This is a genomic window from Geodermatophilus sp. SYSU D00705, from assembly GCF_054050135.1.
Genome location: NZ_JBJGYT010000002.1, coordinates 120,661 through 139,540 on the forward strand (window position 1 = coordinate 120,661; position 18,880 = coordinate 139,540).

The 18,880-nt window shown below is 75.4% G+C and carries 19 protein-coding genes; 14 read left to right on the plus strand and 5 right to left on the minus strand.

The features are described from left to right. Positions 1 to 60: 60 nt before the first annotated feature. From ACI78Q_RS02035 to ACI78Q_RS02045, 3 genes are read left to right on the plus strand one after another with little or no spacing between them, the layout of a single operon-like run. On the plus strand, positions 61 to 534 hold the full coding sequence (locus tag ACI78Q_RS02035; protein WP_456921645.1) for an adenylyltransferase/cytidyltransferase family protein: 474 nt from the start codon (positions 61 to 63) through the stop codon (positions 532 to 534). Continuing rightward, the gene (locus tag ACI78Q_RS02040; protein WP_456921646.1) at positions 531 to 1,280 is read left to right on the plus strand and encodes a polysaccharide deacetylase family protein; all 750 of its coding nucleotides are present in this window, start codon (positions 531 to 533) and stop codon (positions 1,278 to 1,280) included. The genes ACI78Q_RS02035 and ACI78Q_RS02040 overlap by 4 nt, the downstream gene beginning before the upstream one ends. Before the next feature lie 4 nt (positions 1,281 to 1,284). Continuing rightward, on the plus strand, positions 1,285 to 2,547 hold the full coding sequence (locus tag ACI78Q_RS02045; protein ID WP_456921647.1) for an oligosaccharide flippase family protein: 1,263 nt from the start codon (positions 1,285 to 1,287) through the stop codon (positions 2,545 to 2,547). A gap of 81 nt (positions 2,548 to 2,628) precedes the next feature. Here the strand turns inward: ACI78Q_RS02045 and ACI78Q_RS02050 are convergent, their stop codons facing one another. Next, positions 2,629 to 2,895, minus strand: coding sequence for a hypothetical protein (locus tag ACI78Q_RS02050; RefSeq protein ID WP_456921648.1), 267 nt, complete (start codon positions 2,893 to 2,895; stop codon positions 2,629 to 2,631). A 179-nt stretch (positions 2,896 to 3,074) separates the two neighbouring features. Between ACI78Q_RS02050 and ACI78Q_RS02055 the strand changes: the two genes are divergently transcribed. After that, positions 3,075 to 3,413, plus strand: a complete 339-nt coding sequence (locus ACI78Q_RS02055; RefSeq protein ID WP_456921649.1) for a hypothetical protein — start codon at positions 3,075 to 3,077, stop codon at positions 3,411 to 3,413. Positions 3,414 to 3,428: 15 nt separating this feature from the next. On the opposite strand, the gene ACI78Q_RS02060 is transcribed toward ACI78Q_RS02055, so the two are convergent. Both ACI78Q_RS02060 and ACI78Q_RS02065 read right to left on the minus strand, forming a co-directional pair. Next, a complete protein-coding gene (locus ACI78Q_RS02060; protein ID WP_456921650.1) occupies positions 3,429 to 4,667 on the minus strand; it encodes a hypothetical protein in 1,239 nt (412 codons plus the stop codon). Positions 4,668 to 4,669: 2 nt separating this feature from the next. Then, positions 4,670 to 5,851: a YveK family protein gene (locus ACI78Q_RS02065; RefSeq protein WP_456921651.1), complete on the minus strand. Its 1,182-nt coding sequence runs from the start codon at positions 5,849 to 5,851 to the stop codon at positions 4,670 to 4,672. A gap of 271 nt (positions 5,852 to 6,122) precedes the next feature. Between ACI78Q_RS02065 and mfd the strand changes: the two genes are divergently transcribed. From mfd to ACI78Q_RS02085, 4 genes are all read left to right on the plus strand, one after another. After that, the gene (mfd, locus tag ACI78Q_RS02070; RefSeq protein ID WP_456921652.1) at positions 6,123 to 9,662 is read left to right on the plus strand and encodes a transcription-repair coupling factor; all 3,540 of its coding nucleotides are present in this window, start codon (positions 6,123 to 6,125) and stop codon (positions 9,660 to 9,662) included. Positions 9,663 to 9,931: 269 nt separating this feature from the next. Further along, a complete protein-coding gene (locus tag ACI78Q_RS02075; protein ID WP_456921653.1) occupies positions 9,932 to 10,936 on the plus strand; it encodes a SurA N-terminal domain-containing protein in 1,005 nt (334 codons plus the stop codon). A 4-nt stretch (positions 10,937 to 10,940) separates the two neighbouring features. Then, positions 10,941 to 11,867, plus strand: a complete 927-nt coding sequence (locus ACI78Q_RS02080) for a MazG family protein (RefSeq protein WP_456921654.1) — start codon at positions 10,941 to 10,943, stop codon at positions 11,865 to 11,867. A gap of 79 nt (positions 11,868 to 11,946) precedes the next feature. Beyond that, on the plus strand, positions 11,947 to 12,132 hold the full coding sequence (locus ACI78Q_RS02085; RefSeq protein WP_456921655.1) for a hypothetical protein: 186 nt from the start codon (positions 11,947 to 11,949) through the stop codon (positions 12,130 to 12,132). A 45-nt stretch (positions 12,133 to 12,177) separates the two neighbouring features. Here ACI78Q_RS02085 and ACI78Q_RS02090 read toward each other — a convergent pair whose 3' ends face one another. Next, on the minus strand, positions 12,178 to 12,735 hold the full coding sequence (locus ACI78Q_RS02090) for a dihydrofolate reductase family protein (protein ID WP_456921656.1): 558 nt from the start codon (positions 12,733 to 12,735) through the stop codon (positions 12,178 to 12,180). Positions 12,736 to 12,922: 187 nt separating this feature from the next. Here ACI78Q_RS02090 and eno point away from each other — a divergent pair, with 187 nt between their 5' ends. The 4 genes from eno to ACI78Q_RS02110 are packed head-to-tail and all read left to right on the plus strand — an operon-like array spanning position 12,923 to position 16,317. After that, a complete protein-coding gene (gene eno, locus ACI78Q_RS02095) occupies positions 12,923 to 14,203 on the plus strand; it encodes a phosphopyruvate hydratase (protein WP_456921657.1) in 1,281 nt (426 codons plus the stop codon). Positions 14,204 to 14,216: 13 nt separating this feature from the next. After that, positions 14,217 to 14,792 (plus strand): septum formation initiator family protein, encoded by a 576-nt coding sequence (locus ACI78Q_RS02100; RefSeq protein ID WP_456921658.1) that lies wholly within the window; start codon positions 14,217 to 14,219, stop codon positions 14,790 to 14,792. Continuing rightward, entirely contained in the window at positions 14,789 to 15,370 is a 582-nt protein-coding gene (locus ACI78Q_RS02105; protein ID WP_456921659.1) for a DUF501 domain-containing protein, read from the plus strand. The genes ACI78Q_RS02100 and ACI78Q_RS02105 overlap by 4 nt, the downstream gene beginning before the upstream one ends. After that, positions 15,367 to 16,317 (plus strand): Ppx/GppA phosphatase family protein, encoded by a 951-nt coding sequence (locus ACI78Q_RS02110; RefSeq protein WP_456921660.1) that lies wholly within the window; start codon positions 15,367 to 15,369, stop codon positions 16,315 to 16,317. The genes ACI78Q_RS02105 and ACI78Q_RS02110 overlap by 4 nt, the downstream gene beginning before the upstream one ends. A gap of 7 nt (positions 16,318 to 16,324) precedes the next feature. On the opposite strand, the gene ACI78Q_RS02115 is transcribed toward ACI78Q_RS02110, so the two are convergent. Continuing rightward, positions 16,325 to 16,627, minus strand: coding sequence for a DUF4235 domain-containing protein (locus ACI78Q_RS02115; RefSeq protein ID WP_456921661.1), 303 nt, complete (start codon positions 16,625 to 16,627; stop codon positions 16,325 to 16,327). Between the two features lie 59 nt (positions 16,628 to 16,686). Between ACI78Q_RS02115 and ACI78Q_RS02120 the strand changes: the two genes are divergently transcribed. Continuing rightward, complete coding sequence (locus ACI78Q_RS02120) at positions 16,687 to 17,472, plus strand: uracil-DNA glycosylase (RefSeq protein WP_456921662.1); 786 nt, start codon at positions 16,687 to 16,689, stop codon at positions 17,470 to 17,472. A gap of 9 nt (positions 17,473 to 17,481) precedes the next feature. Beyond that, entirely contained in the window at positions 17,482 to 18,861 is a 1,380-nt protein-coding gene (locus ACI78Q_RS02125) for an NAD(P)/FAD-dependent oxidoreductase (RefSeq protein ID WP_456921663.1), read from the plus strand. Positions 18,862 to 18,880 lie beyond the last annotated feature (19 nt).

The following is an 18,880-nucleotide window of genomic DNA, read 5'->3' on the forward strand; positions in this document are numbered from 1 at the left end:
GTGAGTGACGACTGCTGGTGGAGTGGCAGTTCACTCATCGTCCACGGGGGGAACACAGACGTGCCAGTGATCGGCTATGCGCCCGGCGCCTACGACCTCTTCCACATCGGGCACCTGAACATCCTCAAGCACGCGGCCGCGCACTGTGACCGGCTGATCGCCGGGGTCGTGTCCGACGAGATGCTGCTGCTGACGAAGGGCCGGGCACCGGTCATCCCGCTGGCGGAGCGCATGGAGATCGTCGGCAACCTCCGCTGCGTCGACGCCGTCCACGCAGAGGTCGTGCCGGACAAGATCGACACCTGGCGCGAGGTCGGCTTCGACGTGATCTTCAAGGGCGACGACTGGCGGGGCACCGCCAAGGGCACCAAGCTCGAGCAGGACTTCGCCGCCGTCGGCGTGGAGGTCCGCTACTTCCCGTACACGATGCACACCTCGAGCACCGTCCTGCGCCGGGCGCTGGCCGCCATCGAGGCGCAGGCGCCGGCCGAGACGGGCGCCCCCGTGCTCGCCGACGCCGCCCGCCGCCGGTGACCGCCGCCCCGGCGCGGCAGGTACGCCTGCACGTGCCGCCGGTGCTCATGTACCACTCGATCAGCCCGTCGGCCGAGCCCGACCCGCACCGGCTGCGGGTGCACCCGGACCGACTGGACCGGCACCTGCGGCTGCTGCGCCGGCTCGGGCTGCGCGGTGTCTCGCTGACCGAGCTGGTACGCGCGGTCGACCGCGGGGAGGCCGACCGCCTGGTCGGGCTGACCTTCGACGACGGCTACAGCGACTTCCTCGACCACGCCGTCCCGGTGCTCCAGCGCCACGGCATGACCGGCACCGTCTACGTCGTCGCCGGCCGCATGGGCGGGCAGAACGAGTGGGACACCGGGCCGCGCTTCGACATCATGGACGCCGCCCGCGTGCGGGCCGTCGCGGCCGCCGGCCAGGAGGTCGGCAGCCACACGATGACCCACGCCCGCCTCGCCGGCGCCGACCCGGCGACGCTGGCCGCGGAGGTCGGGGACAGCAAGCGGGTGCTGGAGGACGTCCTCCAGGCCGAGGTGCCCAGCTTCTGCTACCCGTACGGCAGCTACGACGAGGCCGCGGCGGACGCCGTCCGGGCCGCCGGCTACGACAACGCCTGCGTCACCGGCGACTACGCTCCGGGGAACCGGGTCACCCTGCCGCGCTGCTACGTCAGCCCCGGGGACACGCGCGCGCACATCGTCGCCCGCCTGGCGCGGCACGTCGTCCGCCAGCGCCGCGCCGAGGCGTCGTCACGGGGCTGACCTCGTGACGTCGCGGGTGCTGGACCTGCTCCGCCGCCGGGCCGTGGCCGCGGTCGTGGGGCAGGGGACGCAGGCGGTCGCGGGACTGGCGCTGCAGGTGGCCGCCGCGCGTGTGCTCGGGGCCGGCGGGCTGGCCGTCTTCGCCCTCGTCTACGGCACGCTCGTGCTCGTCACCGCCGTCTGCAGCGGGCTGGTCGGCGACTCGCTGACCGTGCTGGACCGCACGGACCGCGGCGTGCGCGCCGGGCTGCACGTGTGGACGCTCGTGGTGTCCGCCGGGGCCGGCCTGGTCGGCGCCGTCGCCGCCCTGGTCAGCGGGCTGGTGCCGGTGTGGGCCGGGCTGCTGCTCGGCCCGGCCTGCGCCGCGTTCATCGTCGAGGACACCCTGCGCCGGCTGCTCATGGCCACCGGGCGGTACTGGTCCCTGGCCGTGGTCGACACGACCAGCCTGGTCGGCGCCATGACCGCGCTCGGCCTGGCGGGCGCGACCGGCGGGATCACGCTGAGCTCCTTCGTCGTCGCCCTGCTGGCCGGGCAGAGCGCCGCCGCCGTCGTCGCCTGGTGGCTCGTGCCGGCCGACGAGCGCCCGCGCGGCCCCTGGCGGCGGCCGGCGCTGCGCACCGTCGCCTCCTTCGGGGTGTGGCGGGCGGCGGCGCAGACGATCCGCCCCGGGTCGCTCACCCTGCTGCGCGTGCTCGTGGTGGCCGTGGCCGGCGCCGCGGCGTACGGGCCGCTGGAGGCCGCGCGGGTGTACACCGCGCCGACGCTGACGCTGCTGGCCGGCCTCGGGTCCTTCCTGCTGCCGCACTTCGTCGGCCTGCGGTCCGGCCCGATGGCGGCCGGCCTCCGCGTCGCCGACCGCGCCGCGCTCGGCATCGGCCTGGCCGTGGCGGTGATCGGCGCCGTCGGGCTGCTGGCGCTCCCGTGGCTCGGCCCGCTGCTGACCGGTGGCGACTACGCCGTCCCCGCCGAGGCCGTCGCCGGCTGGGCGGCCTACGCGGTCGCCGGTGCGGCGCTGCTGCCGTACTCCTCGCTCGCCTCGGTCCACGGCGGGCAGCGCCGCGTGCTGGCGCTGCGCTCGCTGGAGTTCGCGTCGCTGGGCGCCGTCGCGCTGCTGGTGCTGCTGGTGCCCGCCGGGACGCCGTGGGCGCCGCTGGCCCTGGCCCTCGGCCCGGCGCTGGCCGCGGTGGCGGTGCGGCAGTCGGTGGTGGTGCCGATGGTGAGACGCAGCTCGCCGGTGCCGGTGCGGGAGCCCGTGGCGGCCTGAGCGGGCGGCCTTTGCGGGCGTTCTCCGCGCTCTGCGGGTACTGCAGCGCCCGCAGAGCGCGAGTTCCACCCGCAACGGGTCTCACTCGTCGCGCGACGGGCGGGCGGACCTCCTCTTGTGCCGGCGGACGCGCTCCGTGCGCGCCAGCACGGCTACCAGCAGGCCGGCGCCCGCCAGGAGGAACGCGGCCAGGTAGGGCCGGATGCCAGGTGTGCTCAGGCGGACCTCGTCCAGGGCGGCGACCCCGCCGAGGAGCACCAGGATCCCGAGCACCAGGACCGCCTGGACGACACGGCTCGTCGCCCGGTCCGGCGTCTCCTCCACCGGCCGCCACCAGCGCGGGCTCATCCCGTGGCGTCCCCCATGCCGCTGATCCTCACGGATGCCGCGACGCGGCGCCTCAGCGGCGCGGGTGCGATGCCGCTCGGTCACGTGCGGGCGTCCGCGCCGTCCTCGCACCCCGTGGACACGACGCCGTTCGGGGGACACCCTGCACCACCCTGGGGTGACGGCGCGGAGGAGCGGCCATGGCACGCAACGGGATCGGGGTGCTCGCGGTGCTGGCCGTGGCCGTCGTGGGCTGCGGGCAGACGGACTACTCCGGGGGGCTGGAGCAACCGCCCACCGAGGGTGTCCCGACGGCGGGGCCCGGGTCCGGCGAGAGCATCGCGGCGCACCTGCACTACACCATGCAGAGGAACAACCCCGAGACGCTGTTCGAGGACCCGGACTGCCCCGACGTCCCGGAGGCCGTGCCAGGCGCCGAGGTCACCTGCCAGATGACGGTCGGCGCGGACGAGCAGGAGCGGCGGGACTTCCTCCTCCGCATGGACGCCGCGGGCCTCTGGCAGGTCGTGGAGGGATGACGCAGCCTCGCGCGCTCAGCGGCGGCGGAACTCCGGGACCAGCGCGGCGTCCTCCGCCAGCCGCTGCCGTGAGGCGCCCTCGCAGAGCGCCGAGATCGCCAGGAAGAAGAGGAACGCGGGGGTCGCGTCGAACAGGCCGCTCTCCACGACGCTGCGCCCCACGATGAACACCAGCAGGCCGAGGAAGAGCACCCGCAGCGGGTGCGGGGCGTGCAGCGCGCCGCGGAACACCCACAGCGCCCACAGGCCGGCCACGACCATCCCGAGGACGCCGGCCTGCACCAGCAGCGACACCCAGCTGCTGTCGAGGGGCTGGGTGTCCCACCACTGGCCGCGGACCGGGATGATCTTCATCGCGAGCCCGGCGCCGAAGGTTTCCTGCCACCAGGACGCCGGCAGGTCGACCGCGGCCCGCCAGGCGATGAACCGGGACTCCAGCGTGCTGGCGCCGTCCCCGTCGCGCTCCAGGAACGAGGTGACGACGCCGGTCGCGACGGCCGCGATGACCGCGAGCGCACCCAGCACGAGCGCGCTCACCACCAGGCCGACCCGCGGCCGGCGGATCTGCACGGCCATCACCGCGATGGCCACCAGCAGCATGAGCAGGCCGGTGCGGGACTCCGTCAGCCAGATGACCCCGAGGAACCCGGCCCCGGCGACCATCGCCCCGAGGCTGGCCTCCCCGAGGACCGCGCGCCAGGCCAGGAAGGCCACGGCGATGCCCGCCAGCAGCGACATCTCGTTGGGGCTGAGCGCCGGCACGCCACCGGCCAGCCGCCCGTCGGCCAGGGTGGGCAGCCCGGTGACCGCGGCGACCACGGCCACGGCGCCGCAGGCGGTCGCCAGGCTCGTCAGGACCTGCAGCCCGGGGGCGGCCCGGAGCAGGAAGTGCACGGTCGCGCCGAGGATCGCGACGCGGGCCGCGACCACGCCGCCGGAGACCAGGTTGCCGGTGGCCAGCGCGCCGAACATCGAGCAGCCGAGGACGACGCCGAGCCACCACAGCGACGCGCTGCCGACCCGGTGCCGGTGCTGCCCCGCCGACTGGGCGAGCAGGAACGCCAGGCCCATCGCCAGCAGGCAGACGGCCGCCTTGGCCGCGACGACCGGGTCGACCGACCCGGTGAAGTACTCACCCCGCCGCCAGCCCACCGTCGCGGCGACCAGCAGGAACGCGATGAGCAGCACGCTGCGCCGGTGCCGGCCGGCCGCGGGCGACCCCGCCGGCGCGGCGGTCGGGACGGGCGCGCCCACGCTCAGCGGGCGACCGTCAGGGGCTCGGCCGCCCCGTCCGCCACCTTCGCCGCCGCGGCCGCACCGGATGCCGAGGCCGGACGGCGACGGCGGACGGCGCTCACGACCACGGCGAGCGCCGCGACACCGGCACCGGCCAGGATCGACCGCAGCTCGGCCAGCTCGGCCCGCTCGACCCGGCCCGGGGCGACGACCGGGACGACGCCGTCGAACTCCTCGGCGACCTGCTTCCACGTGCGGAGGCTGAGCAGCGAGGAGCCGAGCACCAGGCGGACGCGAGCGGAACCCTCGCGCGGGACGGCGGGCAGCCGGGTGGGGTCCTCGGAGGGGCCGGTCACGATCGTGGCCACGCCGCGTGCGCGCAGCTCCTGGGCGACCTCGTCGGCGAACGCCCCCGGCACGAGCGCCGGGCTGGGGGACGGGGACAGCAGCAGCACCCGCACGGGCCGGTCCTCGGTGAGTGCCTCGATCCGGCGGGCCAGCCGGGCGGCGGGACGGCCGATCAGCGCGCTGCGGCGGGCGTGGCCGGAGGGCCGGGTCAGCAGCGGCGGCAGGTCCCCGTCGCCCCACGCCGCCCGGACGTCGTCGGGACCGTGCACGGTCGTGTCCATCCGGCTGCGGACGACGGCCAGGGCGGCACCCAGGGCCAGCCCGACCGCCAGGCCGAGGCCGAGCAGCAGCGTCGTCTGCGGGGAGTCGGGGCTGCTCGGGACGGTGGCCGGGTTGGTCACCGTGAGGTCGACCGGGGAGACGCCGCCCTCCGGCCGTTCGAGGTCCTCCACCACGACGCGGAACTCCTCGGCGATGGCGTTGGCCACCTCGGTGGCCTCGGTCGCGTCGTGGCCGGTGACGGCGATGTCGATCTGGGAGGTGTCCGGCGGGTTGACGGCCTCGACCCGGGCGCGCAGGTCGGCGAACGACCCGGTCAGGCCGAGGTCCTCGATGACCGGCCCGAGGACGGCGCGGCTGCGGGCGACGTCGGGGTAGCTGGTCACACGCTGGTTGACGAACTGGGACCCGCTCGTGCCCTCTCCGGTGCTCGCCACGAACACCTGGGCCGTGGCGCGGTAGCCGGCCGGCGTGGCCAGGACGACGACCAGCGCGGCCAGCACACAGGCCAGCGTCACGCCGAGGGCCGCCGCCCAGTGGCGGCGCAGCGCCACCGCGTAGTCCTGCAGTTCCATTCTCGACTCCCCGTTCTCGCCGGCCGACGAGGGCGGGGTGGCACACGTGGAGCGACCCGTCCCCCGCCCATCGCAGGTACTCCGGGGGCGACAGTAGGTCCGGGGCGCCTCCGGGCAGGTCGCCCGGACGGGGAGGCTCACTCGATCGGGCGTGCGCCGTGGTGACGCCCCGTGACGGCGGCGGGGGTGCGGTCCCGGGACTAACCTGGGGGTCCGGCCCCCCGCGCACCCGGCGCGACGTGCGTGGCCCGAAGTCTCAGGAGACGGTCTCGTGACCTTGCGCGGCGTGCTCGACGTCGTCCTCACCGACCCCGGCATGGCCCGCGTGGTGGCCGCCGCGGGGAACGCCGAACTGGCGGTCACCGCCCCGCCGCCGGTGCAGCCGCTGGTCGCCGCCGCGCTGGCGGCGGCGGGCGGGGAGGGCGGCGTCCCCGTCCTGGTCGTGACGGCGGGGGAGCGGGACGCCGACGCCGTCGCCGACCAGCTGCGCTGCTTCCTCCCGGACCGGCGCACCGAGGTGTTCCCCGCCTGGGAGACGCTGCCCCACGAGCGGCTCTCCCCGCGCGCGGACACCGTCGGCCGCCGGCTGGCGGTGCTGCGCGACCTCACGCACCCGGGCGTGGGCGGCGCGATCGACGTGCTGGTCGCGCCGGTGCGCAGCGTGCTGCAGCCGCTCGCGCCGGGGCTGGGCGACCTCGTCCCGGTGGAGCTGGAGCCGGGGGACTCCGCGGAGCTCGACGACGTCGCGCAGGCGCTGACCGACGCCGCGTACACCCGCGTCGAGCTGGTCGAGAAGCGCGGCGAGTTCGCCGTCCGGGGCGGGCTGGTCGACGTCTTCCCACCGACCGAGCCGCACCCCGTGCGCGTGGAGTTCTGGGGCGACGAGGTCGAGGAGCTGCGCTATTTCTCCGCGGCCGACCAGCGCTCCCTCGACGAGCGGCCCGAGCGGCTGTGGGCCCCGCCGTGCCGCGAGCTGCTGCTCACCACCGAGGTGCGTGAGCGGGCGGCCGCGCTGGCCGTGGAGCACCCCGGGCTGCTGGAGATCCTCGGCAAGCTCGCCGAGGGGATCGCCGTCGAGGGCATGGAGTCGCTGACCCCGGCCCTGATCGGCGGCCAGCACATGGACCTCCTCACCGACCTCGTGCCGCGCGGCACCCACGTGCTGGTCTGCGACCCCGAGCGGGTGCGCAGCCGTGCCGCCGACCTGGTCCGCACCGCCGAGGAGTTCCTCGCCGCGTCGTGGGCCACCGCCGCCGAGGCAGGGGAGGCGCCGCTGGACCTCGGTGCGTCGTCCTTCCGCGACCTGGCCGACGTCGAGACCGCCGCCCGCGGCCGGGGCCTGCCGTGGTGGAGCACCGGCGCGTTCACCCTGGCGATCGAGGACGACGACACGCACGTCACCCTCGACGCGACCACCGTCGACCGCTTCTCCGGCGACGTGCCGCGCGCCATCGACCAGCTGCGCACGTGGTCGCGGGCCGGCTGGCAGCTGGTCGTCACCTTCGCCGGCCCGGGCCCCGCCCAGCGCGCCGCCGACCAGTTCGCCGAGGCCGACCTCGGCGCCCGGCTGGTGCCCGACATCGCGACCGCCCCCGAGCCGCGGCTGACCCACGTCACCCAGGGCAACCTGGAGGCCGGGTTCACCTTCCCCGGCGTGGGCCTCGCGCTGCTCACCGAGCACGACCTCACCGGGCAGCGCGGCACCTCGATGCGCGACGCGGTCAAGATGCCGGCCCGCCGGCGCAACGCCGTCGACCTGGTGCAGCTGCAGCCCGGCGACCTCGTCGTCCACGAGCACCACGGCATCGGCCGCTACATCGAGATGGTCAGCCGCACCGTCAACGGCGGGCAGCGCGACTACCTGATCGTCGAGTACGCGCCGTCCAAGCGGAACCAGCCGCCGGACCGGCTGTTCGTGCCCACCGACGCCCTCGACCAGCTGACCCGCTACGTCGGCGGCGAGGCCCCGGCGCTGTCCAAGCTCGGCGGCGCCGACTGGCAGAAGACCAAGGGGCAGGCGCGCCGGGCGGTCAAGCAGATCGCCGCGGAGCTGATCCGGCTCTACTCGGCGCGGATGGCCACCCAGGGGCACGCGTTCGGCCCGGACACGGTCTGGCAGCGCGAGCTGGAGGACGCCTTCCCGTTCCACGAGACCCCCGACCAGCTGGCCGCGATCGACGAGGTCAAGGCCGACATGCAGAACCCGGTCCCGATGGACCGGATCATATGCGGCGACGTCGGCTACGGGAAGACCGAGATCGCCGTCCGGGCGGCGTTCAAGGCGGTGCAGGACGGCAAGCAGGTCGCCGTCCTCGTGCCGACGACGCTGCTGGCCAACCAGCACTTCAAGACCTTCTCCGAGCGGATGGCGCAGTTCCCGGTGACGGTGAAGGTGCTGTCCCGGTTCCAGTCCGACGCCGAGAGCGCCGAGACGCTGCGCCAGCTGGCGGCCGGGGAGGTCGACGTCCTGGTCGGCACCCACCGGCTGCTGCAGCCGACCACCCGGTTCAAGGACCTCGGCCTGGTCATCGTCGACGAGGAGCAGCGCTTCGGCGTCGAGCACAAGGAGTACCTGAAGACGATGCGGACGGCGGTCGACGTCCTGTCGATGTCGGCCACCCCGATCCCGCGCACCCTGGAGATGTCGCTGACCGGCATCCGCGAGATGTCGACGATCCTGACCCCGCCGGAGGAGCGGCACCCGGTGCTGACCTACGTCGGCGCCTGGGACGACAAGCAGATGGCCGCGGCCATCCGCCGCGAGCTGCTGCGCGACGGCCAGGTGTTCGTGATCCACAACCGGGTGCAGTCGATCGACAAGGCCGCGGCGAAGATCCGCAACCTGGTGCCCGAGGCCCGCGTCGCCGTCGGCCACGGGCAGATGAAGGAGCACGAGCTCGAGCGGATCATGGTCGGCTTCTGGGAGAAGGAGTACGACGTCCTGGTCGCGACGACGATCGTCGAGTCGGGCCTGGACATCCCCAACGCCAACACCCTGATCGTCGACCGCGCCGACACCTTCGGCCTGTCCCAGCTGCACCAGATCCGCGGCCGCGTCGGCCGTGGCCGCGAGCGGGCCTACGCCTACTTCACCTACGACCCGTCGCGCCCCCTGACCGAGACGTCCGTGGACCGGCTGACCACGATCGCGCACAACACCGACCTGGGCGCCGGCATGGCGGTGGCGATGAAGGACCTCGAGATCCGCGGCTCGGGCAACCTGCTCGGTGGCGAGCAGTCCGGGCACATCGCCGGCGTCGGGTTCGACCTGTACGTGCGGCTGGTCGGCGAGGCGGTGGCCGACTACCGCGCCCAGGTCACCGGCGAGGAGGCCCCGGCGGAGCCGGCCGAGGTGCGGGTGGACCTGCCGGTGGACGCGCACCTGCCGCACGACTACGTGCCCGGCGAGCGGCTGCGGATGGAGGCCTACCGGAAGGTCGCCTCCGTCCAGTCCGACGAGCAGGCGCAGGCGGTGCTCGACGAGCTGACCGACCGTTACGGCGCCCCGCCCGCGCCGGTGCTCAACCTGATGGCCGTCGCCCGGTTCCGCGCCGCCGTGCGGAAGTGGGGGATCACCGAGGTGTCGATGCAGGGCCGGGCGATCCGGATCTCGCCGGTGCCGCTGCGGGAGTCCCAGCAGATGCGGCTGGCCCGGCTGGCCGACGGCGCGACCTACAAGTCCACCGTCGACACGATCTCCCTCAAGGTGCCGGTCGGCCCGGACCGGCGGACGCCGCTGCGCGACGTGGCGCTGCTTGAGAACCTGCACTCGCTGCTGGCCGCCGTCCTCGAGCAGCCCGTCGCCGCCTGACAGCCGCGGGAGCATCGCAGCGAGCGCCAGCGAGCGAGGAGCGGACCGGGGCGTGGAAGGCGGCTGTGTCGTCGCCGCCTGACAGCCGCGGGAGCATCGCAGCGAGCGCCAGCGAGCGAGGAGCGGACCGGGGCGTGGAAGGCGGCTGTGTCGTCGCCGCCTGACAGCCGCGGGAGCATCGCAGCGAGCGGAGTCGGTCGAGTGCGGAACCGCACTCGACCGACTCCGCCTGCGTCGTGCGTCACAGGCGGTGTGGCACCCTCGGCCGCGTGCAGAGCCGTCGCCTGACCGCATCGCTGGCCCTCGGTGTCGTCGCCCTGGCCGGGGTGGCCGGCTGCCGCACGTCGCCCAACGTCGCGGCCTACGTCGGCGACGAGCGGGTCACCGTGGCGCAGCTGCAGACGGCGGTGGACGAGCGGCTGGCCGACCCGGCGCTCGCCGCGGCCACCGAGGGCCGCGAGGACGAGTTCACCCGGCTCGTGCTCACCCGGATGGTCCAGGCCGAGGTCTACGCGCAGGCCGCCGAGGCGTACGGGGTCACGCCGTCCGACGCCGAGGTCCAGACGTTGCTCGACGAGCTGATCGGCGACCAGGACCCCGAGGCGCTCTACAGCCAGGCCGCCGCCCAGGGCGTGGGGCGGACCGACATCTTCGAGACCGTCCGGCAGCAGCTGGTGCGCCAGCGCATCGCGGTGGAAGAAGGGCTCGACGCGGGGCTGACCGAGGAGCAGCTGCGCGCCGACTACGAGGAGGCGCTGCCCTCCCTCTCGCAGGTCTCGCTCGGCTACGTGACCGTGCCCGACCAGGCCGCCGCCGACGCCGCCGTCGCCACGCTGCAGGCCGACCCCTCCGCCTACCCGGCCCTCGCCGCCCAGTACCCGTCGAACACCACCCTCCCGCAGGTGACGCCGCGCGCGGCCGACCAGGTGCCGACCGCGATCGCCGACCAGGTCACCGCGGCCGCCCCGAACAGTGCGTTCACCGTCGCCGTCCCCGAGGTGGGCGGCGTGCTCGTCGTGTTCGTCGGGCAGCCGGTGGCGCCGAGCTTCGAGGAGGCGCGGGGCGACCTGGAGGACGCCGCCGCCTCCGAGGTCGACGACGCCGCGCAGCAGCTGGTCGTCGACGTCCGCGACGACCTCGACATCACCGTCAACCCGCGCTACGGGACGATCGAGGACGGCCAGATCGTCCCGGCCGACGACGGCGTCGTCGACGTCCTCGACGCCGCGGGCGGCACCGGCCCGGCCACCGGTCCGGCGGCTCCCGGAGACTGACCGGGTGCCCGTCGCGCTCGCTGTCACCGTCAGCCCCTCCCTCCCCGGACTGCTCGGTCCCGCCGGCTGGCGGGCGGTGACCGGCGAGCGCGCCGTCGTGGCGCTGCCGGGTGCCGCGGCTGCCGCCGCCGCGCTGCGCGCGGCCGGCTGGGCAGTCGAGGACCTGCCCGACGCCGCCGCCGCGGCGGCCCGCCCCGACGACGTCGTCGCCCTCGTGGCGGGGGAGGACGTCGGCGCCGCCGAGGTGGTCGAGGGAGCGCCCGAGCCGCCCGGCACCCGGCTGCTCGACGTCGTCACCGTGATGGACCGGCTGCGCTCACCCGGCGGCTGCCCGTGGGACGCCGAGCAGACCCACGCCTCGCTGCGCGGTTACCTGCTGGAGGAGGCGCACGAGGCCTACGACGCGATCGTGGACGACGACGCCGCGGCGATGCGCGAGGAGCTCGGCGACGTGCTGCTGCAGGTGGTGTTCCACGCCCGGGTGGCCGCCGAGGCCGGGGCCGACCGCCGGTTCACCGTGGACGAGGTTGCCGGCGACCTGGTCGACAAGCTGGTCCGCCGGCACCCGCACGTGTTCGGGGACGTCGGGAGCGCGGGGCCTCGCCCGGACACAGCGCAGGTCGAGGCCGGCTGGGAGGAGATCAAGAAGGCGGAGAAGCAGCGCCGGTCACCGACCGAGGGCGTCTCCCGCTCCCAGCCGGCCGCGGCGTGGGGCGCGGCGCTCGTGCGCCGGGCCGGCCGGGCGGGGCTGCCCGTCCCCGAGCCGGCCGAGCTGTCCGCCCGCAGCCCGGAGGAGCTGGGGGAGCGGCTGCTGGCCGTGGTGAGCGGCGCTGCCCAGCGCGGGTGGGACGTCGAGGACGCGCTGCGCGAGGCGGTGCGCCGGTACGCGGGCGAGCTGGACGCGGCGGCGGAGGAACGCACCCGGGGATGAGTGCCGGTTTCGACCGGCGGGACGGCGCGTCCGGCGGGATCATCCAGGGGTGGTCACCTCCGGCCGGCCGGGAGCGGGCGTGTCCCGGCACCGCACGTGGATCGCCGTCGCGGTCTTCGTCTGGCTGGTCGGCGGGATCGTCGTGGGTGAGTTCGTCGACGGGCCGTTCGACCCGGTCCGGGTGCTGGTCCACCTCGTGCTCGCCGGCCTGGTGGCCTGGTTCATCGGCTGGCTCTTCCGGGGAGCCGACCGGGACGGGGGCTGACCCGCCCGACCGGGACGGGCGCTGGCCCGCCCCGGTCGGACCCGGTCAGCCGGCGGCCGGCCCGTAGGTCAGGTGCGCCACCCCGTTGCTCAGGCCCTCGGCGCCGCGCAGGGACAGCGGCGTCCGCGGGGCGCCATCGGGGAACAGCCGGATGCCGGTGCCGACGGCCAGCGGGTACACGTACAGGTGCAGCTCGTCGACCAGCCCGTCGGCCAGCAGGGCCCGCACCAGCGTGGCGCTGCCGCTCACGTAGAGGTCGCCGTCCACCTCGCCCTTGAGCGTGCGCAGGCGCTCGGCGTCGTAGCCCCCGACCACCGTGGAGTTGCGCCACACCGACTCGGCGTCGGACAGCGTGGACGAGACGACGTACTTCTGCGTGTCGTTGAAGAAGGGCGCGCCCTCGTCCTCCTCCACGGTCCGGGTCGACCAGGCCGGCGCGAACATCTCGAAGGTGGTGCGGCCCAGCAGGATGCCCGAGGCCGTGCCGGTGAGGGCACCGATCGAGGCGGCGAGGTCCTCGGGGAAGCCGTAGTCCATCGTCCACATGGGGGCGTCGACCACCCCGTCGACGGTGGTGAACTCGTGGACCTTGATCGCGCCCAATGTCTTCTCCTCAGTTGGTCGTCGGCTCTGCGCCGCCGGAACGGTGTCGGAGGAGAGACGATGCCCGACGCCGGTACTCATCGGTGCGGCGACACAGCGTCAGCGGGCCGTGGCGCCGGGGCAGGGCGGCGGGGGCGTCCACGCGCGGCGGGTGAGCGCTCCCGGGGTGGCTGGCTAGGCTGCCCCCGTGCCCAGCATCGACGCCGTAGGCGCGCGGGAGATCCTCGACTCGCGCGGAAACCCCACCGTGGAGGTCGAGGTCGCCCTCGACGACGGGACGATCACGCGGGCCGCGGTGCCCAGCGGCGCCTCCACCGGCGCGTTCGAGGCGGTGGAGCTGCGCGACGGCGGTGAGCGCTACGGCGGCAAGGGCGTGACCAAGGCCGTCGACGGCGTCCTCGACGTCATCGGCCCGGAGCTGGTCGGCTACGACGCCAGTGAGCAGCGGCTGGTGGACCAGCGGCTGCTCGACCTCGACGGGACGCCGGACAAGTCCCGCCTCGGCGCCAACGCGCTGCTCGGGGTGAGCCTGGCGGTGGCCAAGGCCGCCGCGGAGTCCGCCGGGCTGCCGCTGTTCCGCTACGTCGGCGGGCCGTCGTCGCACCTGCTGCCGGTGCCGATGATGAACATCCTCAACGGTGGCGCCCACGCCGACAGCAACGTCGACGTGCAGGAGTTCATGATCGCCCCCATCGGCGCGGCGACCTTCGCCGAGGCGCTGGCCGTGGGCACCGAGACCTACCACGCCCTGAAGTCGGTGCTGAAGGGTCGCGGGCTGTCCACCGGCCTGGGTGACGAGGGCGGCTTCGCCCCCGACCTGCCCAGCAACCGCGACGCGCTGGACCTCATCGCCGAGGCGGTCGAGAAGGCCGGCTACAGCCTGGGAACCGACGTCGCCCTGGCGCTGGACGTGGCCGCCACCGAGTTCCACGCCGACGGCGGCTACGACTTCGAGGGGCAGACCCGCTCGGCGGAGTACCTCACCGACTACTACCGCGAGCTGGTCGACGCCTACCCGATCGTCTCGATCGAGGACCCGCTGTCCGAGGAGGACTGGGACGGCTGGATCGCGCTGACCGCCGCGCTCGGCGACCGCGTGCAGCTGGTCGGCGACGACCTGTTCGTCACCAACCCGGCGCGGCTGGCCGACGGCATCGCCCGCAAGGCGGGCAACGCGCTGCTGGTGAAGGTCAACCAGATCGGCACGCTCACCGAGACCCTCGACGCGGTCAACCTGGCCCACCGCAGCGGCTACCGCTGCATGATGAGCCACCGCTCCGGCGAGACCGAGGACACCACGATCGCCGACCTCGCCGTCGCCACCGACTGCGGGCAGATCAAGACCGGCGCCCCGGCGCGCAGCGAGCGGGTGGCCAAGTACAACCAGCTGCTGCGCATCGAGGAGGAGCTCGACGACGCGGCCCGGTACGCGGGTGCGGCGGCGTTCCCGCGGCTGACCGCCCGATGAGGTCCGCCCGCCGATGAGCGCCGCGCGCGCCCGCCGGGGCGGGCCCGCGCCCGCCGGGCGCCGCTCGACCGGGCGGCCGATCACCCATGCCGCCTCCCGACCGGTCCCGGCCGGCTCCCGCTCCGGCGCGGGCAGCCGGCCGGAGGCGCGGCGACCGGGTCGCCGCACCCCGCGGACCGCGGCGGCGCCGGGCACGCCCCGGCGGCCGCTGTTCACCGGCCGGGCGGTGGTGCTCGGCGGGCTGGTGCTGCTGCTGGCCCTCACCCTCGCCGGGCCGGTCCGCCAGTACCTCGCCGGGCGGGCGGAGCTGACCCGGCTGGCCGGCGAGGGCGTCGAGCTCGACCAGCGCATCGAGGACCTGCAGGACCAGCTCGAGCGCCAGGCCGACCCGGCCTTCATCGCGCGCGAGGCACGGGAGCGGCTGACCTACGTGCTCCCTGGCGACCGCCTCGTCGTCGTGGTGGACGGCGACGCGGTCGAGGGGGACGCCGGCACCGTGCCCGAGCCGGACGACGGCGAACGGCCCTGGTACGACGCGCTGCTGCAGTCGGTCGCGGAGGCCGACGGCGACGAGGAGTCGAGCGAGTGAAGGAACCGGTCACCCCGGCGGAGCGGGAGGTCGTCGCCCGCCAGCTGGGCCGGCCGCCGCGTGCGGTGCACGCCGTGGCCCACCGCTGCCCGTGCGGGCAGCCCGACGTCGTGGAGACCTCCCCGCGGCTGGAGGACGGCACCCCGTTCCCGACGCTGTACTACCTGACCTGCCCGCGGGCCAACGCCGCCGCCAGCCGGCTGGAGTCGGCCGGCCGGATGCGGGAGTGGCAGGACGAGCTGGCCACCGACCCGGAGCTCGCCGCGCGGTACCGCGCCGCCCACGAGGCCTACCTCGCCGAGCGCGACGCCCTGGGCGTGCTGCCCACCCGCAACACCGCCGGCGGCATGCCCGACCGCGTCAAGTGCCTGCACGCGCTGGCCGGCCACGCGCTGGCCGCCGGGCCGGGCGTCAACCCCATCGGCGACCGCGCGGTGGCCGAGATGGGGGAGTGGTGGGCGAACGGGCCCTGCGCGCAGGATCGCGAGGACGACGGCCGAGCGAGCATCGCAGGGAGCGCCAGCGACCGAGGAGCGGAACGAGCCAGGAGTCGAGCCACGGGCGAGGAGTCGCGGTGACCCGGGTCGCCGCGATCGACTGCGGCACCAACTCCATCCGCCTGCTGGTCGCCGACGTCCCCCCGGAGGGGCCGCACACCGACCTGCTGCGCCGGATGGAGGTGGTCCGCCTCGGCCAGGGCGTCGACGCCACCGGCCGGCTGGCGCCCGAGGCGATCGAGCGCACCCGCGTCGTGCTGGCCGAGTACGCGGCCGAGGCGCGCGAGCTGGGCGCCACGGCGGTGCGGATGGTGGCGACCAGCGCCAGCCGGGACGCCGCCAACCGCGAGGACTTCGAGGCGATGGTCATCGCCACCCTCGGCCAGCTGCCCGACGTCGTCGCCGGGGACGAGGAGGCGCGGCTGTCGTTCCTGGGGGCCACCGCCTCGCTGGACGCCGCGGTCGCCGCGCACGGCCAGCCCGCGCCGCACCCGCCGTACCTGGTGGTCGACATCGGCGGCGGGTCGACCGAGTTCGTGCTCGGCGACGCCGGCGGGGTGCGCGCGGCCCGCTCGGTCGACGTCGGCTGCGTCCGGCTCACCGAGCGGCACCTGCACGGTGACCCGCCCACCGCGGACGAGATCCAGCGCGCGGAGGCCGACATCCGCGCCGCACTGGCCGACGTCGTCGCCACGGTGCCGGTGCACGAGGCGGCCACGCTGGTCGGGCTGGCCGGCTCGGTGACGACGGTCGCGGCGCTGGCGCTGCGCCTGCCCGCCTACGACCCGGTGGCCATCCACGGCTCGCGGATCCCGGTGGCCGGCGTCCGCTCGGTGACCGCCGGCCTGCTCACCGCCACCCGGGAGCGGCGGGCCCGGGAGGCGGTCATGCACCCCGGCCGGGTCGACGTCATCGGCGCCGGCTCACTCATCCTGCGGGTGATCATGGACGCCTTCGCCCTCGACGACGTCGTGGTCAGCGAGCACGACATCCTCGACGGCATCGCCCTGCAGGTGGCCCGCGGCTGAACCGGGCTCAGGTGGTGCCCTGGTTGATCCCCGGGGGCAGCTTGCCGGTCAGCTTCTCGTAGCTGGCCGCGGCGCCGCGGGCGGCCGCGAGGCGCCCGGCGGCGACGGCGAGCCCGGAGACGCCGGCCCAGGCCAGCGCCTCGGGCCAGCTGACCCCCGGCGCCGCGGGGTTCTTGGGCGGTGTCGTCCCGCGCACGCCGAACCAGGCGGCGTCGGTGAGCTTCCGGACGGCGATCCCCGCCGGCACCGCGAAACCCGCCGACAGCAGCTTCCAGCTGAGCGGGGCCTTCTGCTTCTTCTTCCTGGCCACGACGGTGATCATGCCGGGGTCGGCGTCGGCACGCAGGGCGCGGGTGGTTCCCTGACGGGGTGGCGACCGACCCGGCCGGCTTCCCGGTGACCCGAACCCCCGCCGGCGTCGCCCGTTCGGCGCGCAGCACCCGCGACCTCGCCGTCCTCGACGCCCGGGTCTCCGGCTGCCGGGCCTGCCCCCGTCTGGTGGCCTGGCGGGAGGAGGTCGCCCGGGTGAAGCGGGCGTCGTTCCGCGACGAGGACTACTGGGGCCGTCCGGTGCCGGGGCTCGGCCCGGCGGACGCCCGGATCGCCGTCGTCGGGCTGGCGCCGGCCGCGCACGGCGGCAACCGCACCGGCCGGGTGTTCACCGGCGACCGCAGCGGGGACTGGATCTTCGCCGCCCTGTGGCGGGCGGGGCTGGCCAGCCAGCCGACGTCCACGCACGTCGGCGACGGGCTCGAGCTGACCGGCGTCCGGGTGGCCGCGGCCGTGCGCTGCGCGCCGCCGGCGAACGCGCCGACGCCGGAGGAGCGCGACACCTGCTCACCGTGGCTGGCGCGGGAGCTGGCGCTGCTGCCGGAGCTGCGGGTCGTCGTCGTGCTCGGCGGGTTCGGCTGGACGGCGCTGTGGCCGGTGCTGGCCGAGGCCGGCTACCGGCTGCCGCGGCCCCGGCCGGCGTTCGGGCACGGGGTCGAGGTGACCCTCGAGGGGCCGCGCGGCCCGCTCACCCTGCTGGGCAGCTACCACGTCAGCCAGCAGAACACCTTCACCGGCAAGCTCACCGAGCCGATGCTCGATGCGGTGCTCACCCGGGCCACCGAGCTCGCCGAGGCCCTGCCGGGAGAGGTGCCGCGGCCCTAGGCTCCCTCCATGGCGCAGCGTCCGGTCGTCCTGGTCGTGGGTGGCGGTTACGTCGGCCTCTACACCGCCCTGCGGCTGCAGAAGAAGCTCTCCCGCGGGAGGGCGGAGATCGTCGTGGTCGATCCGCAGCCGCACATGACCTACCAGCCGTTCCTCCCCGAGGCGGCGGCCGGCTCGGTGGAGCCGCGGCACGTCGTGGTGCCCCTGCGGCGCACGCTGCCGCGCTGCCGGGTGATCACCGGCGCGGTCACCGGGCTCAGCCACGCCGAGCGGCGGGCCCGGGTCGCGCCGCTGGAGGGCGATCCGTTCGAGCTCTGCTACGACGTGCTCGTCATGGCGGCCGGGTCGGTGGCGCGCACCCTGCCCATCCCGGGGCTGGCCGAGCACGGCATCGGCTTCAAGAACGTCGGCGAGGCCATCTACCTGCGCAACCACGTGCTCGCCCGGCTGGACGCGGCCAGCTCCACCGACGACCCCGAGGTCCGCCGCCGGGCACTGACCTTCACCTTCGTGGGCGGCGGGTACGCGGGTGTGGAGGCGTTCGCCGAGCTGGAGGACATGGCCCGTTACGCCGTCGAGCACTACTACCCGCGGCTGTCGCCGGCGGACATGCGGTGGGTGCTGGTCGAGGCGATGGGGCGGATCCTGCCCGAGGTCGACCTGGACATGGCCGCGTGGACGGTCAAGCAGCTGACCGCCCGCGGCATGGACGTCCGGCTCAACACCCGCCTGGAGTCGGTGACCGACTGCCACGTCCGGCTCAGCGACGGCGACGAGTTCGACAGCGACACCCTCGTGTGGACGGCGGGCACCAAGCCCAACCCGATGCTGGCCGAGACCGACCTGCCGCTGGACGGCCGCGGCCGGGTCGTCTGCGAGCCGACCCTGCAGGTGCACGGGATGCCCGAGGCCTGGTCGGCCGGCGACCTCGCCGCCGTCCCGGACCTCACCAAGGAGGCCCCGGACGCGACGACGGCGCCCAACGCCCAGCACGCCGTCCGGCAGGCCAAGCGGCTGGCCGACAACATCGTCGCCGTCCTGAACGGCCAGCAGCCGCAACCCTACCGGCACTCCTACGCCGGCTCGGTGGCCAGCCTCGGCCTGCACAAGGGCGTGGCCCAGGTCTACGGGGTGAAGCTCAAGGGCTGGCCGGCCTGGTTCATGCACCGCACCTACCACGTGAGCCGGGTGCCCACCTTCAACCGGAAGGCCCGTGTGGTGGCCGACTGGACCCTCGCCGCGGTGTTCCGCCGCGAGGTCATCTCCCTCGGTCAGCTGCAGGACCCGCGGCGGGAGTTCGTCGCCGCCGCCAGCACCGGACGGGCCGGCTCGCTGCCGCCGCCGTCGGCGGCCGACCGCGCGCAGTCCCGCCCGGCCCAGGCGTCCTGAGGTCGGTGCCGGTCGGGCT

Excerpts from the sequence above, each read along its gene's own strand:
- ACI78Q_RS02125 (WP_456921663.1), top strand. The coding sequence starts at position 17,482 with ATGGCGCAGCGTCCGGTCGTCCTGGTCGTGGGTGGCGGTTACGTCGGC.
- ACI78Q_RS02100 (WP_456921658.1), top strand. The coding sequence starts at position 14,217 with ATGAGCGCCGCGCGCGCCCGCCGGGGCGGGCCCGCGCCCGCCGGGCGC.
- ACI78Q_RS02065 (WP_456921651.1), bottom strand. The coding sequence starts at position 5,851 with ATGGAACTGCAGGACTACGCGGTGGCGCTGCGCCGCCACTGGGCGGCG.
- ACI78Q_RS02050 (WP_456921648.1), bottom strand. The coding sequence starts at position 2,895 with ATGAGCCCGCGCTGGTGGCGGCCGGTGGAGGAGACGCCGGACCGGGCG.
- ACI78Q_RS02055 (WP_456921649.1), top strand. The coding sequence starts at position 3,075 with ATGGCACGCAACGGGATCGGGGTGCTCGCGGTGCTGGCCGTGGCCGTC.